14 protein-coding genes are annotated in these 15,243 nt (G+C 72.8%); 2 read left to right on the top strand and 12 right to left on the bottom strand.

What is annotated here, in order from left to right; all coding sequences use genetic code 11:
• Nucleotides 1-56 precede the first annotated feature (56 nt).
• The 9 genes from MFF04_RS05560 to MFF04_RS05520 form a co-directional block, all read right to left on the bottom strand.
• Nucleotides 57-860: an MBL fold metallo-hydrolase gene (locus MFF04_RS05560; RefSeq protein ID WP_238274455.1), complete on the bottom strand. Its 804-nt coding sequence runs from the start codon at nucleotides 858-860 to the stop codon at nucleotides 57-59.
• Nucleotides 861-903: 43 nt separating this feature from the next.
• Complete coding sequence (locus MFF04_RS05555) at nucleotides 904-1,710, bottom strand: TatD family hydrolase (RefSeq protein WP_238274454.1); 807 nt, start codon at nucleotides 1,708-1,710, stop codon at nucleotides 904-906.
• Nucleotides 1,711-1,730: 20 nt separating this feature from the next.
• Complete coding sequence (metG, locus tag MFF04_RS05550) at nucleotides 1,731-3,323, bottom strand: methionine--tRNA ligase (protein WP_238274453.1); 1,593 nt, start codon at nucleotides 3,321-3,323, stop codon at nucleotides 1,731-1,733.
• Between the two features lie 56 nt (nucleotides 3,324-3,379).
• On the bottom strand, nucleotides 3,380-4,423 hold the full coding sequence (locus MFF04_RS05545; protein ID WP_238274452.1) for a DNA polymerase III subunit delta': 1,044 nt from the start codon (nucleotides 4,421-4,423) through the stop codon (nucleotides 3,380-3,382).
• Entirely contained in the window at nucleotides 4,413-5,114 is a 702-nt protein-coding gene (gene tmk, locus MFF04_RS05540; protein WP_238274451.1) for a dTMP kinase, read from the bottom strand. Before tmk ends, MFF04_RS05545 begins: the two co-directional genes overlap by 11 nt.
• Nucleotides 5,111-6,322: a D-alanyl-D-alanine carboxypeptidase family protein gene (locus MFF04_RS05535; RefSeq protein WP_238274450.1), complete on the bottom strand. Its 1,212-nt coding sequence runs from the start codon at nucleotides 6,320-6,322 to the stop codon at nucleotides 5,111-5,113. The genes tmk and MFF04_RS05535 overlap by 4 nt, the downstream gene beginning before the upstream one ends.
• A gap of 125 nt (nucleotides 6,323-6,447) precedes the next feature.
• On the bottom strand, nucleotides 6,448-7,776 hold the full coding sequence (locus MFF04_RS05530) for a septal ring lytic transglycosylase RlpA family protein (RefSeq protein WP_238274449.1): 1,329 nt from the start codon (nucleotides 7,774-7,776) through the stop codon (nucleotides 6,448-6,450).
• A gap of 411 nt (nucleotides 7,777-8,187) precedes the next feature.
• Nucleotides 8,188-8,529 carry a ribbon-helix-helix domain-containing protein gene (locus tag MFF04_RS05525; RefSeq protein WP_238274448.1) on the bottom strand — a complete coding sequence of 114 codons (342 nt, stop codon included), beginning with the start codon at nucleotides 8,527-8,529 and terminating at the stop codon, nucleotides 8,188-8,190.
• Nucleotides 8,513-9,151, bottom strand: coding sequence for a division plane positioning ATPase MipZ (locus MFF04_RS05520; protein WP_238274447.1), 639 nt, complete (start codon nucleotides 9,149-9,151; stop codon nucleotides 8,513-8,515). The genes MFF04_RS05525 and MFF04_RS05520 overlap by 17 nt, the downstream gene beginning before the upstream one ends.
• Before the next feature lie 373 nt (nucleotides 9,152-9,524).
• On the opposite strand from MFF04_RS05520, the gene MFF04_RS05515 reads away from it, so the two are divergent.
• Nucleotides 9,525-10,097 carry a diguanylate cyclase gene (locus tag MFF04_RS05515; protein WP_238274446.1) on the top strand — a complete coding sequence of 191 codons (573 nt, stop codon included), beginning with the start codon at nucleotides 9,525-9,527 and terminating at the stop codon, nucleotides 10,095-10,097.
• A gap of 38 nt (nucleotides 10,098-10,135) precedes the next feature.
• Here MFF04_RS05515 and ntrC read toward each other — a convergent pair whose 3' ends face one another.
• The 3 genes from ntrC to dusB are packed head-to-tail and all read right to left on the bottom strand — an operon-like array spanning nucleotide 10,136 to nucleotide 13,775.
• Entirely contained in the window at nucleotides 10,136-11,599 is a 1,464-nt protein-coding gene (ntrC, locus tag MFF04_RS05510; RefSeq protein ID WP_238274445.1) for a nitrogen regulation protein NR(I), read from the bottom strand.
• Between the two features lie 8 nt (nucleotides 11,600-11,607).
• Nucleotides 11,608-12,753: a two-component system sensor histidine kinase NtrB gene (locus tag MFF04_RS05505; protein ID WP_238274444.1), complete on the bottom strand. Its 1,146-nt coding sequence runs from the start codon at nucleotides 12,751-12,753 to the stop codon at nucleotides 11,608-11,610.
• The gene (gene dusB, locus MFF04_RS05500; RefSeq protein WP_238274443.1) at nucleotides 12,750-13,775 is read right to left on the bottom strand and encodes a tRNA dihydrouridine synthase DusB; all 1,026 of its coding nucleotides are present in this window, start codon (nucleotides 13,773-13,775) and stop codon (nucleotides 12,750-12,752) included. The genes MFF04_RS05505 and dusB overlap by 4 nt, the downstream gene beginning before the upstream one ends.
• A gap of 168 nt (nucleotides 13,776-13,943) precedes the next feature.
• Between dusB and MFF04_RS05495 the strand changes: the two genes are divergently transcribed.
• Nucleotides 13,944-15,236 (top strand): bifunctional 2-C-methyl-D-erythritol 4-phosphate cytidylyltransferase/2-C-methyl-D-erythritol 2,4-cyclodiphosphate synthase, encoded by a 1,293-nt coding sequence (locus MFF04_RS05495; RefSeq protein ID WP_238274442.1) that lies wholly within the window; start codon nucleotides 13,944-13,946, stop codon nucleotides 15,234-15,236.
• The last annotated feature ends 7 nt before the right edge of the window (nucleotides 15,237-15,243 follow it).

The following is a 15,243-nucleotide window of genomic DNA, read 5'->3' as shown; positions in this document are numbered from 1 at the left end:
CAGAACCGAAGGGTCAACACCGTTTTTGACAAGGACGTGAAAAAACCGGCGCCCGCTCAGCAGGCGACCTCTGCGACGAGACCGTCATAGGCGGGCTCCACCCCGGCCGGCAGGCGGCGCGCGAGGCTGCGGTAGTCGAGATCGGTGTGGAGATTCGTGAGGATGGCCCGGGCCGGTCGCACCCGCTCGACGAGCGCCAGCGCGTCCGAGACCGAGTAGTGGGTCGGATGGGGGATATCGCGCAGGGCGTCGATCACGAGGAGATCGAGCCCGTGGAGCGCGTTCTCGCTCGCCGGCGGGATCAGGCTGACATCCGGCACATAGGCGACGGCTCCGAACCGGAAGCCCAGCGCGGCCTCGTTGCCGTGCTCCAGCGGCAGCGGCAGCGCCTCGATCCGGCCCCCCTCTCCGTCGAGGCGGACGCTCGTGCCCTCGGGCAGGTCGCGCATCTCGAGAATCGGCGGGTAGTCGCTCGTCGGCGCCTGGGTGAAGCAGTAGCCGAACCGGGCCTCGAGCAGGCTCCGTGTCAGGCCGTCGGCGTAGACAGGGATGCGCCGGCGCATCTGGATGACGAGGGGGCGCAGGTCGTCGATGCCGTGGGTGTGGTCGGCATGGGCGTGGGTGAAGAGCACCGCGTCGAGCCGGTCGACGCCCGCGTCGAGGAGCTGCTCGCGCAGGTCCGGCGAGGTGTCGACGAGAAGCGTGGTGGCGCCCCCCTCCCCGCGCCGCTCGACGAGGACCGAGCAGCGCCGGCGGCGGTTCCTCGGCTCGGCCGGATCGCAGGCGCCCCAGCCGGAACCGACCCGCGGCACCCCTCCCGAGGAGCCGCACCCGAGAATGCGCAGGCTCAGCGTCGCCATCCAGACCTCCGGTCCCGTTGGTACGGGAGAGGCGCCCGCCCTGTCACGCCCCTTCGCTCGACGGCCCGCTCGCCAACCGTGCCTTGGAGAACAGCCGAAAGAAGTTCTCCGTGGTGAGGCGGGCGAAGGCCTCGGGCTCGAGCCCGAGGGTCGCGGCGAGCGAGCGGGCGGTGTCGGCGGTATAGGCCGGCTCGTTGGTGCGCCCGCGATGGGGCTCCGGCGCCAGGAAAGGCGCGTCGGTCTCGACCAGGATACGGTCGTGCGGCACCGCGCGGGCGATCTCGCGCAGTTCGTGCGAGCGCCGAAAGGTGACGATGCCGGAGAAGGAGACGAAGAGACCGAGCTCGACCCCGACCTCGGCGAGCCGACGCCCGGAGGAGAAGCAGTGCAGCACTGCCCGGAAGGGTTTTCGGCTCATCTCGTCGGCGAGCACCCGCTCCATGTGCGCGTCCGCGTCGCGGGCGTGGATGACGAGGGGCAGGCCGCTGAGCCGGGCCGCCTCGATATGGGCGCAGAGCACCTGCTCCTGCACCTCCGCCGGGGCGGCGTCGGCGTAGTGGTAGTCGAGCCCCGCCTCGCCGATGCCGACGCAGCGCGGGTCCGTGGCCAGCGCCGCGATGGTCTCGGCCGGCACGTCGGGCTCCTCGGCGGCCCCGTGCGGGTGGGTCCCGACCGTGTGCCAGACTTGGCGGTGCGCGTGCGCGATGGTTCGGTAGGTCTCCGCCTTGGCGACGCGGGTCGAGATCGTGAGCATGCCCGCGACGCCTGCGGCCTCCGCGCGGGCGATCACGCCGGGCAGGTCCCCCGCGAAGTCGGGGAAGTCCAGGTGGCAGTGACTGTCGACGAGCATCTCGGGTCCGGTCGCGTGTCTCAGGCGGCGGGCGGCGCCTCGGGCCGCTCGAAGCGCGGGAAGACGGGGCTCGGCGCCGGGAGTTCAGTGCCCGGCACGAGGCGCCCGCCCTCTCCGACATCGGCGAGCATCCGCGCGTCCTCCGGCACGGCCAGGAGATCGAGGAGGCGGCCTGCCGCCTCCGGCACGAAGGGCTGCACCAGGATCGCGACAGCGCGCACCGTCTCGATGGTGACGAAGAGGACGGTCTCCATCCGCGCCGGATCGGTCTTGCGGAGCTTCCAGGGCTCCTCGCCGGCGAAGTAGCGGTTGGCCTCGGCCACCACGGCCCAGATCTGCGCCAGCACCGTGTGGAGGGCGAGGTCCTTCATGGCCTCCCGGGCCCGCTCCGGCAGGGCGTCTGCCGCCGCGAGCATGGCGCGGTCGGCCTCGCTGAGGGGGCCGGGCCGCGGCACCCGGCCCTCGCCGTTCTTGGCGATCATGGAGAGCGAGCGCTGGGCGAGGTTGCCGAGATCGTTGGCGAGGTCCGCGTTGATGCGGGTGATGATCGCCTCGTGGTCGTAGTTGCCGTCGCCGCCGAAGGGCGCCTCGCGCAGCACGAAGTAGCGCAGGGCATCCGCGCCGTAGGTCGCGACGAGGTCCATCGGGTCGACGACGTTGCCGAGCGACTTCGACATCTTCTCGCCCTTGCTGAGGAAGAAGCCGTGGGCGAAGACGCGCTTCGGCAGCGGCAGGCCCGCCGACATCAGGAAGGCCGGCCAGTAGACCGCGTGGAAGCGCACGATGTCCTTGCCGATGACGTGCAGGTCCATCGGCCAGAAGCGCCGGCGCGGGTCGGATTCGTCGGGAAAGCCGCAGACGGTGAGGTAGTTCGTCAGCGCGTCGACCCAGACATACATGACGTGGCCCGGCGCGTCGGGCACCGGCACGCCCCAGTCGAAGGTGGTGCGGCTGACGGAGAAATCCTTCAGCCCGGAGCGCACGAAGCTCGCGACCTCGTTGCGGCGTGTCTCGGGGCCGACGAAGTCCGGCTGCTCCTCGTAGAGCTTGAGCAGGCGGTCGCCGTAGGCCGAGAGGCGGAACAGGTAGTTCTCCTCCTCGGTCCACTCGACGGGGGTGCGGGTCTCGCGGGCGCGGCGCCCGCCGTCCGGCCCGATCTCGGTCTCGTCCTCGCCGTACCAGGCCTCGTCGCGCACCGAGTACCAGCCGACGTACTTCGACAGGTAGATGTCGCCGTTGGCCTGCATGCGCCGCCACAGCGCGCGGGCGGCGTCGTAGTGCTCGGGCTCGGTGGTGCGGATGAAGCGGTCGAAGCGGCAGCCCAGCGCCGCGACCATGGCGCGGAATTTTTCCGACATGGCGTCGACCAGGGCGCGGGGCGTGGTGCCGTCGCGGGCTGCCGTCTGCTGGATCTTGAGGCCGTGCTCGTCGGTGCCGGTGGTGGCCAGCACCTCGTAGCCGTCGAGGCGGTGGAAGCGGGCGATGGCGTCGGTGGCGATCGCCTCGTAGGCGTGGCCGATATGGGGGGCGCCGTTGGGGTAGGATATCGCCGTGGTGAGGCTGTAGGTGCCGCGGTGGCCGGCGCGGCCCTCGGCGGGAGTGTCGGCGCTCACGTCAGGGCATCCCCGGATCGGCGGTTCATCGGATCCCGGGTTCCTGTGATCCCGGGTCAGGCTCCTTGGAGCGCCTCGGCGAGATCGCCGAACAGGGACAGGACCACCGGACGGCGATCGAGGTTGTAGATCGCGGCCTCCCGGGCGGCACGGCCGGACTTCTCACACACCTCCGCCAGCGCCGCAAGGCGAGCGGGGGGCTCGTCCCGGCGCCGGTCGATCTCGGCGGAGACGAAGCGGAAGGCGGTGTCGAGGGCTGTCTCGAACAGGGCCTCGGCGTCGCGGCCGGAGAGCCGCTCGGCGAGCTTCAGGGCACGCCGCCGGTCGGGCCGGGCGAGCAGGCTCTCGACCTCGCCGACGACCTCCAGGGTCTTCGGATCGAGCATGGCGAGCGCGCGGGCCACCGAGCCCTCGGAGAGGGCGAGCGCGCGGGCCAGGCGCTCCGGCTCCGGCTGGCGGAAGGGCGCCGGCAGTCCGGCGATGGCCTCGGCGACGGCGGCCTCGGGGAGCGGGCGCAGAGGCAGCATCCGGCAGCGGGAGCGGATGGTCGGCAGGAGGCGGCCCGGCGCGTGGGAGACGATCAGGAACAGGGCCCGCTCCGGGGGCTCCTCGATCATCTTCAGGAGGGCGTTGGCGCTGTTGGCGTTGAGGTCCTCGGCGCTGTCGACGATGCAGACGCGCCAGCCGTCGTTCCCGGCGGTGGTGCCGAACAGGTCGAGGGCCGCGCGGGCGGCCTCGACGCCGATGCGCGTCGGCATCGCCTTGGCGCCCGCCGGCCGGTGACGGCGGAGCACGAGGAGATTCGGATGCGACAGCGCCGCGACCTTGCGCGCGCCGGGATCGGCAGGGTCGACCTCGAGCCCCTCCCCCGAGGGCCGGACCGCGAGGAGCCGGCGGGCGACCCGGTAGGCCAGCGTCGCCTTGCCGATGCCGCGGGGGCCGCCGATCAGCCAGGCATGGTGCAGGCGCCCCTCCCCGATCGCTCCCGCGAAGGCGCGCTCGGCCGCCCTGTGGCCGATGAGACGGGTCTGCCTGCGGGGACGCGGCACGTCCGGCAGGTCGCCGGGCTCGGCGTCGTCGGGCTCGATCTCAGGCGGCATTGTTTCGGACTTCGCCGGGGTTTCTGGTCTCGCCAAGCGCCAGCAGGGCCGGCAGGCGATCCGCCACCGCCTCGCGCACCGCCGCCTCGACGGCGTCGGGGGGGAGGCCCGCGTCGATCACCGCGCAGCGCGCCGGCTCGGCGGCGGCGATCGCGAGGAAGGCCTCCCGCAGCCGCGCGTGGAAGGCCAGCGCCTCGGCCTCGAAGCGGTCGGCCTCGGCACCCTCCCCGCCCGTATCGGCGGCGCGGGCACGGGCGCGGGCGAGGCCCGTCTCCGGGGGAAGGTCGAGGATCAGGGTCAGGTCCGGGGAGAGGCCCCCGAGGGTGACGCGCTCCAGCGCCGCGATCGTCCCGGCGTCGAGCCCCCCGGCGGCGCCCTGGTAGGCGCGGGTGGAATCACTGAAGCGGTCGCAAAGCACCACGGCGCCGCGCTCCAGGGCGGGCCGGATCAGCCGGTCGAGATGGTCGATGCGGGCGGCGCTGAACAGGAGCGCCTCGGCGAACGGTCCGTAGGGCTTGGCCGCGCCCGAGAGGAGCGCCGCGCGGATCGCCTCGGCCCGCTCGGTGCCGCCGGGCTCGCGGGTCGCGACCACCTCGCGGCCCGCCGCCCGCAGGGTGCGGGCGAGGCGCTCGACCTGCGTCGACTTGCCGACCCCCTCCCCGCCCTCGAAGGTGACGAGGCGGCCCCTCACGAGGCGCTGCCGCCCTTCTTGAAGGCGCGCCGCACGAGACCGGTGCCGACCTCCAGCGCGGCGTCCAGCGCCCGCTGCGGGATCGAGCCGGCCTCGACGGTCTCGCCGGCATAGAGCGGCTGGTCGAGGGCGAGGGTGTCGCCGCGCATCACCCGGAGGCGCCCGACCTCGCGGCCCTGCTCGACGGGGGCGGTCAGCGGCCCCTGGTACACGACCTTCGCGGTGACGCGCTCCTGGGAGCCCCGGGGCAGCAGGAGCCGCACCGGCTTCTTGGCGACCACGGGAACGGAGCCCTTCTCGCCGCCGTAGACCGAGACCTCGGCCACGGTCTCGCCGGCGGCGAAGACCTGCCGGGGCTCGAAGGCGCGGAAGCCCCACTCCATCAGCTTGCGGGCCTCCGCCGCCCGGTCGCGGGCGGTCTTGAGGCCGGAGACCACCATGATGAGGCGCTGGCCGTTCTGCACCGCCGAGGCCGCGAGCCCGTAGCCGGACTCTTCGAGATAGCCGGTCTTGAGCCCGTCGGCGCCGATGTCGAGGGTGAGCAGCGGGTTGCGGTTCTGCTGCTTGATCTTGTTCCAGGTGAACTCGCGCTCGGCGAAGATCTTATACAGGTCCGGGTAGCCGTCGATCAGGTGCAGCGACAGCTTGGCGAGGTCGCGGGCCGTCACCTTCTGGTCGGGGGCCGAGTAGCCGGTGGCGTTGCGGAAGGTCGAGCGGTCGAGCCCGAGCGCCTTCGCCTTCTGGTTCATGAGGCCGGAGAAGGCTTCTTCCGAGCCGGCCATGTTCTCGGCGATGGTGATCGCCGCATCGTTGCCCGACTGCACGATGAGGCCGCGCAGCAGGTCCGACATCTTGATGCGGCTGTTGACCTGCGCGAACATCGAGGAGCCACCGCCCCCTGCCCCGCCCCGCTTCCAGGCGTCCTCGGTGACGGTGAACTCCGTGTCCATGGAGAGCCGCCCGCTGGTGAGGGCGTCGAAGACGACCTCGGTCGTCATGAGCTTCGCCATGCTCGCCGGGGAGAAGGGCTCGTCGGCGGCCTTCTCGTAGAGCACCGAGCCGGAAGCGGCGTCGATCAGGATGGCGTGGGGCGCGGCGGTCTGGAAGACCTGGGCGGCGGCCGGCAGCGCCAGCGCGGCCAGCACCAGCAGGGAGGCGGCGGCGCGGCCCGGCAGCGAGAGGGCTCGGGCAACGGATGGCACGCGCATCGGGTCTCTCGTCACTGCGCCGGCCGCCGCGGAGGGCGCCGGCCTCGCTCCCACGCGGACGAGCTTACCCCGGTGCGCGCCTGAAATCGAACGCGAATTCGCCGCGGACCGGCCGAGGGCCCCGCTCAGTTGTCGATCCCGGCGAAGCGCGAGCGGCGGGCCGGCGCGGGCTTCGTCTGGGAGGCGGAGTCGCGGAGGGCGGGCCGGCGCGGCGGCTCGGCCGGCAGGGAGGCCAGACGGGCCATCTGCTGGCGGGCGGCGGCGGGCATCGCGGGGGCCTTCGATGCCTGGGCCTGGGATGCCTGGGCCTGGGATGCCTGGGCCTGGGATGCCTTCGACACCGCCTTGGCCGGCTCTCGACCCGAAAGGCCCGGATTGAGCCCGGCGACCTTGATCGCCTCGCCCTGAATCCCTCGGGCCTTCGCGCCGGTGGCCTTTCCGGAAGCCGCACTGCGGGACGGCGGCGCGAGGGCGGCGACGCGCGACGGCTCGGCCCCCTTCGTCTTGTCCGGAGCACCGGATCTGCCGAGCTCCGCCACGGCGAGCGGGCGTCCCGTCGCGTGCGGCAGCACCGGCTTGAACGCGCCCTCCCGGCGGGCGCCGGGCTGGAGCGCGGGGGGCACCGCCACGGTGGCTCCGGCGAGCTGGATCGGCGCGGCGCGGCGCGGGGCCGGCGCCGCCTGGGCGGGCTCGGCGGATTCCCCTGGCTGGAAGGCGAGCGGGGCGCGGCCGCGGGCGAGTCCGTCGCCGGCCCCGGTGTCCCGGTCCGGCCCGAGATCGGCCAGCATCACCGGCGAGGCGCCGCCGATCGGGGCCGGGCGGCCGTCCGTGCGCAGGGTGGCCAGCAGCTTGCGGTCGTCGCTGCCGGCGACGGAGGCCTTGCCGACATACTCGACGCGCACCTTAGAAGTGCCGCGCCGGTGGAACTCCAGCGCCTCGGCCACGGCCTCGGACACGTCCATCACCCGGTCGGCGTGATAGGGGCCGCGGTCGTTGACGCGCACCACCATCGAGCGCCCGTTGGCGAGGTTCGTGACGCGGGCGTAGCTCGGCAGCGGCAGGGTCGGGTGGGCGGCGGCGATGGAGTGCCGATCGAAGACCTCGCCGTTGGCGGTCATGCGGCCGTGGAAGGCGCTGCCGTACCAGGAGGCGAGGCCCTCGCGGACGTAGCCGCGACCCTCCTCGCGGGGGACGTAGGTGCGTCCGGCGACCACGTAGGGCTTGCCCGAGAAGCGCCGGCCGCCCCCCTTCGGAATGACGTCGCCCTCGTTGTAGAGGCGCGGGCTCGCCTTGACCCCGTATTTCGGATCGATGCCGCTGCCATTGGCGGCGAGCTTCTGGGCGGGGTTGGTGCTGCAATTGGCGGTGGCGAGCGCGATGCCGGCCACGGCGAGGAGGCGCCCGATCGGGAAGCCCTCCCGGCCCGCGAAACGGGCCCTGGTCGAACGCAGCATACGCGGACCCAACCGGCGCCCCTGGAACGCAACAGGCCCGGACCGGCGGGGGAGGCGCCGGCGGGGCACGCGGGAGGCGGGACCTGACCCGGCCCCATCCCCCCGCGACGCTTAAGATCGTCGGGGTCGCGTAAAGGAAAGCTGAACGCTGCGGAGCCTGTGGGGCGCGGATATGCGAGAAGCCATCCGCCTGCCCTCCCATCGCACATGAGAGAGCCTGCGCAAAACATTCTACAGAAAGGATTTTCTCCGTCTGGACCGGCACTCGCCACGTTGCGGGTGGCGCCTCGTCCTCATGCGGCGCCTGAGGGCCGGCCGGATCCGATGCAGGCTCTCAGCGTCCGCGCGCAAGCCTCGGATCGGCCTCGCGAAAAGGCCGCCGGCGATGGATCCGGCGGCCTTGAGAGGCGGTCAGCGCTGAGCCGCCTCGTTGAGCTGCTCGATGGAGCGGGCGCCCCGCTGCTTGAAGAGCAGGTCGAGCGCCTCGAGCATCAGCCCGTGCATCTTGGCGCGCTCGGCGTAGGCGAGGTCCCGGAGCTGGTCGTAGACCGGCGGCTCCAGGTAGACCGACATCTGCCGGGCGCGCTCCTTGAGGGTGGCGTTGGCGCGCCGGGGCGTCGCCGCGGAGCCCTGGGGCGGGGCCTCGAAGGGCACCACCTCGCCGGCCGGGACCCTCGCCGGCAGCGTCCCGCGGACCGGAGGGGCTGCGGCGGCGACGATCGAGGCGAGGCTGAGCTTAGGCGGCTTTGACATGCCGGGCCACCTGCGTGCGCTTCTCGATCCAGGTCCACAGGCGGCGGATCTCGCCGGCGGCCTGGCCCTTGGGGTTGAACTCGGTCACGCCCTGGCCGAGGCCGATGGCGTCCTGGTGGTCGGTGCGGGCGACGATGTTGACGTCGGGCAGCACGCCGAGCACGGCGAGGCCGTCGGCGGCGTCGCGGATGCGGTAGGAGCGCGGCGGCGTCTGGTTGAGCACGAAGGCGAACTTCTTCTCGAGGCGGTAGATCGCCGCCAGCGTCGGCTTGAAGGCGCGGAGATCCGCCGGGGTCGGCCGGCAGGGGATGACGCAGAGGTCCGCCGCCCGGATCGCCGAGAGGGTGCCGGTCGAATCGACGCCGGGGGTGTCGATGAAGACGTAATCGTAGGCCGATTCGCGCAGGCGGGCCATCACGGCGTCGATCTGCGTGGCGTCGATCTGGGCGACCTCCGGCCCCTCGGCGGTGCGGTGGTCGAGCCAGTCGGAGATGGTGGCCTGGCGGTCCATCTCGAGGATGCAGACCGAGCGGCCCGCTTCCTGGGCGGCGACGGCCAGCGAGATGCACAACGTGCTCTTCCCGCTGCCGCCCTTCTGCGTGACGAAGGTGATGGCTTTCATCGGAGCGTCCCTTGCGGCGAAATGGGCGTGGACGTGGCGTGAGGACATTCGGGTGCCTGGGGCATCCGGACCCGTCGGAGGGCGATCCTGTGACCCAGGGATGCGCTGATCCCGTTCTCGGCCAACATGGTTAACGGCCCGTAAACGCTCCCCCGATCCGTCGATCCTGTGATGCCGGGACGACAGGAGTGCCCCTCCTAATCCAGCAGAAAGTCTCATGGCGGCGGAGCAATCTGACGTTGCCCGATCGTCTCGCGAATGCTTAATTGCCGGCGAATCGTGCCTTGTTCGAAGCGTGCCGCGTACCGGATTGGCCAACCTCAGGTGTCCGGCGCGGACCACGACGGCTCTGGCTACGGTCCTCAGGCCAGCCATGGCGGACGGATTGATCCACTTCCTCTCCGAAGACCCCCACAGCCCGCTCGACGCTTCCGGAATCGTGGGCGACTGGGTGCACGACGCCCCGTCGAGCCGCATCGCCCTCTCACGGGGATCGGCCGCGCGTCTGGGCCTCGAGGAGGAGGCGTCCGCCCACGGCGTCCCCCTCGCCGTCTTCCTCGACCGGCTGCGGCCACAGGACCGCCCCCTGGTCGAGGCGGCCCTCGCCGCGGCCGGCGGCATCGTCGAGATGCGCTTCGAGACCGGTCCCTCCGACGGCGGAGGCGGCCGCAGCCTCGTCATGCGCGGGCGGATCGAGACGGACGGGGCGGGCGGGCCCACGAGCGGCAGCGGCGTCGTGATCGACGTCACCGAGGAGCGGGACGCCGAACGCCTTCACGAGCAGAGGCGGATCAACCGCCTCGCGGACCACGCCATCGCCATGCGCGGCATGGTCGAGGGCATGCAGCGCCCGCGCCTCGGCGACCTCATCGACGAGATGCTGACCGAGATCGCCTTCGAGATCGCCCGCCTGCTGCGCGCCGAGCACGAGCAGAGCCAGGCCTGAGCGCGGATCATAGGATCGCAGGATCCTAGGACGCCCCCTCAGCGGGCCGAGCGGAAGACCTGGAGGTCGAGGTCGCGGACCTTCTTGCGCAGGGTGTTGCGGTTGACGCCGAGGAGCTCCGCGGCCCGGATCTGGTTGCCGCGGGTCGCTGCCAGCGCCGCGCCGATCAGCGGCCCCTCGATCTCGCGCAGCACCCGGTGATAGAGGCCGGGCGGCGGCAGGGTGTCCCGGTAGCCCGAGAAATAGTCGCTCAGGTGCCGCTCCACCGCCGCCGACAGGCTCTCGCTCTCCCCAGCTCCCTTGCGGGGCTCGGCCCCGGCGGACGCCGGAGCCTGCGCCAGGGGCAGGGTGTCGAGCTCGGCCTCGATCACCGGGCCGGTGATGGTCTCCTGCGGGTAGAGGGCGGCGAGCCGCCGGACGAGGTTCTCCAGCTCGCGGACGTTGCCGGGCCAGCGGTAGCGCTTCAGGCGCTCCATGGCGTCGGCGTCGAGAGTCTTGCGGGTCAGCCCCTCGCGCTCGACGAGAAGGAAGAAGTGCCGGGCGAGGTCGGGCACGTCCTCCGAGCGCTCGCGGAGCGCCGGGAGGCGCAGCGGCACGACGTTGAGGCGGAAGAACAGGTCCTCGCGGAAGATGCCCTGCTGGATCGAGACCCGCAGGTCCTTGTTGGTCGCCGCAATGATGCGGACGTTGGTCTTGATCGGCACCCGCCCGCCCACCGTCGTGTACTCGCCCTGCTGGAGGACGCGCAGGAGGCGGGTCTGGGCCTCCATCGGCATGTCGCCGATCTCGTCGAGGAAGAGCGTGCCGCCCTCCGCCTGCTCGAAGCGCCCGGCCGAGCGCTGGAGCGCGCCGGTGAAGGCGCCCTTCTCGTGGCCGAACAGCTCCGACTCGATCAGGTCGCGGGGGATCGCGGCCATGTTGACGGGCACGAAGGGCCCCGCGCGGCGGCGGCCGTAGTCGTGGAGCGCCCGGGCGACGAGCTCCTTGCCGGTGCCCGACTCGCCGGTGATCATCACGGTGAGGTCGGTCGGCATCAGCCGGGCGAGCGCCCGGTAGATCTCCTGCATGGCCGGCGAGCGCCCGACCAGCGGGATGTCCTCGTTCTCCGGCCCCGCGCCGGGCGCGGGCGCCCCGCGGGGACGAGACAGCGCGCGCCCGACGATGGCGGTCAGCTCCTTCAGGTCGAAGGGCTTGGGCAGGTACTCGTAGGCGCCCTTCTCCGAGGCGCGGATCGCGGTCATGAAGGTGTTCTGCGCGCTCATCACGATGATCGGCAGCTCCGGCCGCACCCGCTTGATGCGCGGCAGCAGGTCGAACACGTTCTCGTCGGGCATCATCACGTCGGTGATGACGAGGTCCCCCTCCCCCTGCGCCACCCAGCGCCAGAGGGTGGCGCAGTTGCCCGTTGAGCGCACCTCGTAGCCCGCCCGCGACAGCGCCTGGTTAAGCACGGTGCGGATCGCGGCGTCGTCGTCGGCGACGATGATGTTGCCGTTGGGCATGGCTGGGCTCAGGGCTCCACGACCGATTCGCGCCCGTCCCGGGCGCTCGACATGGGAAGGAGGAGGCGGAAGGTGGTCCGGCGGGGGACGGGATCGCACTCCACGATCCCGCCGTGGTCCCCAACGATCTTGGCCACCAAAGCAAGTCCCAGGCCGGAGCCCGAGACCTTGGTGGTCACGAAGGGGTCGAACAGGTCCGGCAGCAGCTCGGCGGTGACGCCGGGCCCGTTGTCGCGCACGCCGACCTCGATCGGCAGGCTCACCCGCTCGCGAGAGCCCGGCACCTGAAGGCGCAGGCCGGTGCGGAAGGCGGTCGACAGGGTGATCTCGCCATCGACCGCGTCGGCGCCGATCGCCTCGGCGGCGTTCTTCACGAGGTTGAGGATGACTTGGATCAGTTGATCCCGGTTTCCAAGGACAGGCGGCAGCGAGGGGTCGTAGGCCTCCACGAAGCGGATGCGGCGGGCAAATCCCGACTGCGCCGAGCGCTTCACCTGGTCGAGGACGCCGTGGACGTTGACGGGCCCGCGCTCCACGGGGCGCTCGTCGCCGAACAGCTCCATGCGCTCGACGATGCGCACGATCCGGTCCGACTCGTCGCAGATCAGCCGGGTCAGGAGCCGGTCCTCCTCGGCCCCGGACTGCTCGAGGAGCTGGGCGGCGCCGCGGATGCCGGCGAGCGGGTTCTTGATCTCGTGGGCGAGCATGGCGCCGAGCGCGACCATCGAGCGGGCCGCGCCGCGATGGGTGAGCTGGCGGTTCATCTTGTCGGCGATGGTGCGCTCCTGGAGCATCAGCACCACCGCCTCGCTGTCGTCGGCGAGCGGGGTCGCGAACACGTCGACGCTGCGCTCGGTGCCGGAGCGGGGCTGCACCAGCTCCACCCGGTACTCGCTGACGCTGGCGCGCCGGCGGCGCACCTCGGCGACGAGCGCGATGATCGGCGAGGCGAAGGGGATGAAGTCGCGCAGCCGCCGCCGCTGCATCAGCCTGGCGGAATGATCGAAGAAGCTCTCCGCCGCGTGGTTGCAGTGGAGGATGTGCTCGTCCGGACCGATGGTCAGCACCGGCAGCGGCAGGGCGTTGAGGACCGCCTCTGAGGTCGGAAGCGCGGACGGTCCCGTCCCCGTGCCGCCGTGCCGCTCCCCGCTCATGCCGCGGCTCCGATGGCGGCCGGGGCCGCCGGTGCGAGTAAGGCCCGGCGCAGGAGATCGCGGGCGAGGCCCGGGTCCTGCGTGGTGAGGAGCCGCGTCTGGTCGGCGGGCCCGAGGCCGGAGCCGGCCGCCTCGACATAGGCCGCGAGATGCTTGCGGGCGTGCCGGATGCCGATCGCCGGCCCGTAGAGGGCGAGGAGCCCGGCGTAATGCTCGAGCGCGATCTCGGCCCGCCGCTCGGGCGCGAGCGGCGGCACCACCCGGCCGGCGAGGCCGGCGGCGATCTCGCCGACCAGCCAGGGCCGGCCGACCGCCGCGCGCCCGATCATCACGCCGGCCGCGCCGGAGACGGCCAGGCATTCGCGCGCCTCGGCGAGGCTGCCGACGTCGCCGTTGGCGATCACGGGGATGCGCACCGCCTCGACGACGGCGCGGATCGCCGCCCAGTCGGCCCGGCCCTTGTAGAACTGCTGGCGGGTGCGGCCGTGGACGGTGACGGCCGACAGGCCGAGACCTTCCGCCCGCCGGGCGAGCTCGGGGGCGTTGAGGCTGGCGTGGTCCCAGCCGAGGCGCATCTTGACCGTCACCGGCACCGCGACGGCGCCGCGCACCGCGGCGAGCAGACGCTCGGCATGGTCGAGATCGCGCATCAGGGCCGAGCCCGACTCGCCCCCGGTGACGGTCTTGGCCGGGCAGCCCATGTTGACGTCGATCACCCCCGCGCCGTTGGCCTCGGCGAGGCGGGCGGCCTCCGCCATCGGCTCGGGGGCGCAGCCGGCGAGCTGGACCACGTGCGGATCGACGCCGGAGCCCTCCGCGCGCAGGCGCGCCTCCGCGCCGCCGCGGGCGAACTCGGCCGCCGCCACCATCTCCGAGACCACGGCGCTCGCGCCGAGGCGCCGGGCGATCCGGCGCATGTGCAGGTCTGTCACGCCGGAGAGCGGTGCCAGCAGCACCGCTGCCGCGCCGGCCGGAGCGGGCTTTCCCTCGCGGAGAAAGCTCAAATAATCATCACTCGACATTCTGCACAACAAATAGCCAATTCGCGCCGCGACGCAAGCGGCGCCGCGATTTGATTTCGCAGTCTCCCCCCCTTAAACGGCGAGCCTGGGGCGACGCCTGCCCGCGCCACCCGCCCGCGCTGCCAGCCCAGGCCGGTCGATGGCCGTGGGCGCGGAAATAGGGACTTCATGTCGAGCACCGGCTTCACCGTCGCCGCCGTCGTCGTAGCGGCCGGACGCGGCATTCGCGTCGGCGGCGGCCTGCCGAAGCAGTACCGCCGGGTCGGCGGGCGCACCGTCCTCGCCCGCACGCTGGCCGCGCTCGCCGCCCAGGAGACGATCGACCGCATCCAGACGGTGATCGCCGCCGATGCCGGCGCCTTCTTCCGGGAGTGCCTGGAGGACCTCGATTCGGCTGCCCGCGCCAAGCTCGCCGAGCCCGTCGCGGGCGGCGCCACGCGCCAGATCTCGGTGCGGGCCGGGCTCGAGGCGCTGGCGGCCTCGGCCCCCCCCAAGGTGGTGCTCGTCCACGACGCGGCCCGGCCCTTCATCGACGCCGCTCTCGTCGCGCGGGCGATCGAGGCCGGCCGCGCGCACCGCGCCGCGGTGCCGGGCATCCCCGTCACCGATACCGTCAAGCGGATCGAGCCGCTCGGCGATGGCATCGGCCGCGTGATCGAGACGCCGCCCCGCGAGGCCCTGCGCGCGGTTCAGACCCCGCAGGCCTTCGTCTTCCCCGCTCTCCTCGACGCCCACCGCGCCGCGGCCGAGGCCGGGCTCGACGGCTTCACCGACGACGGGGCGCTCGCCGAGTGGGCGGGCCTGCCCGTCGTCGTGTTCGAGGGCGACGTCGCCAACCGCAAGATCACCCAGGCCTCCGACCTGATCGAGGCCGACCGCGCCCTCTCCGGGGACGCCCAGCCGGCCGGGAGGGCCGCCATGACCCAGTACGTGACCCGCCTCGGCACCGGCTTCGACGTGCACGCCTTCACCGAGGGCGACCATGTCTGGCTCGGCGGCGTGCGAATCCCCGCCGACCGCGGCGTGCTCGCCCATTCCGACGGCGACGTGGCGCTGCACGCGCTCACCGACGCTCTGCTCGGCGCCATCGCCGACGGCGACATCGGCACCCACTTCCCTCCGTCGGACGAAAAGTGGCGCGGCGCCTCCTCCGACCAGTTCCTGGCGCATGCCTGCGGGCTGGTGCGGGCGCGGGGCGGGCGCATCGACCATCTCGACATCACCGTGCTCGCCGAGGCGCCGCGGATCGGCAAGCACCGCGAGGAGATCCGCGCCCGCATCGCCGCGATCGCCGGGGTGCCGCTCTCGGCCGTCTCGATCAAGGCGACGACCACGGAAAAGCTCGGCTTCGTCGGCCGCGCCGAGGGGCTCGCCGCCCAGGCCGCGGCCACGGTGCGCCTGCCGGAGGAGACCGAGGACACGCTCGACGCCCAGGCCGAGACGGCCATGCGCCAGGGCTGAGCCGGCG

This window comes from Methylobacterium jeotgali (assembly GCF_022179345.1).
Lineage (GTDB): Bacteria > Pseudomonadota > Alphaproteobacteria > Rhizobiales > Beijerinckiaceae > Methylobacterium > Methylobacterium jeotgali.
The sequence above is the reverse complement of the archived record's forward strand: the minus strand, read 5'-3'. Positions and strand labels throughout refer to the sequence as shown.

Coding starts and splice junctions, on each gene's coding strand:
- MFF04_RS05560 (WP_238274455.1), bottom strand. CDS start 860: ATGGCGACGCTGAGCCTGCGCATTCTCGGGTGCGGCTCCTCGGGAGGG.
- MFF04_RS05530 (WP_238274449.1), bottom strand. CDS start 7,776: ATGCTGCGTTCGACCAGGGCCCGTTTCGCGGGCCGGGAGGGCTTCCCG.
- MFF04_RS05525 (WP_238274448.1), bottom strand. CDS start 8,529: ATGTCAAAGCCGCCTAAGCTCAGCCTCGCCTCGATCGTCGCCGCCGCA.
- MFF04_RS05520 (WP_238274447.1), bottom strand. CDS start 9,151: ATGAAAGCCATCACCTTCGTCACGCAGAAGGGCGGCAGCGGGAAGAGC.
- MFF04_RS05515 (WP_238274446.1), top strand. CDS start 9,525: ATGGCGGACGGATTGATCCACTTCCTCTCCGAAGACCCCCACAGCCCG.
- MFF04_RS05535 (WP_238274450.1), bottom strand. CDS start 6,322: ATGCGCGTGCCATCCGTTGCCCGAGCCCTCTCGCTGCCGGGCCGCGCC.
- dusB (WP_238274443.1), bottom strand. CDS start 13,775: ATGTCGAGTGATGATTATTTGAGCTTTCTCCGCGAGGGAAAGCCCGCT.
- MFF04_RS05555 (WP_238274454.1), bottom strand. CDS start 1,710: ATGCTCGTCGACAGTCACTGCCACCTGGACTTCCCCGACTTCGCGGGG.
- MFF04_RS05495 (WP_238274442.1), top strand. CDS start 13,944: ATGTCGAGCACCGGCTTCACCGTCGCCGCCGTCGTCGTAGCGGCCGGA.
- ntrC (WP_238274445.1), bottom strand. CDS start 11,599: ATGCCCAACGGCAACATCATCGTCGCCGACGACGACGCCGCGATCCGC.
- MFF04_RS05545 (WP_238274452.1), bottom strand. CDS start 4,423: ATGCCGCCTGAGATCGAGCCCGACGACGCCGAGCCCGGCGACCTGCCG.
- MFF04_RS05505 (WP_238274444.1), bottom strand. CDS start 12,753: ATGAGCGGGGAGCGGCACGGCGGCACGGGGACGGGACCGTCCGCGCTT.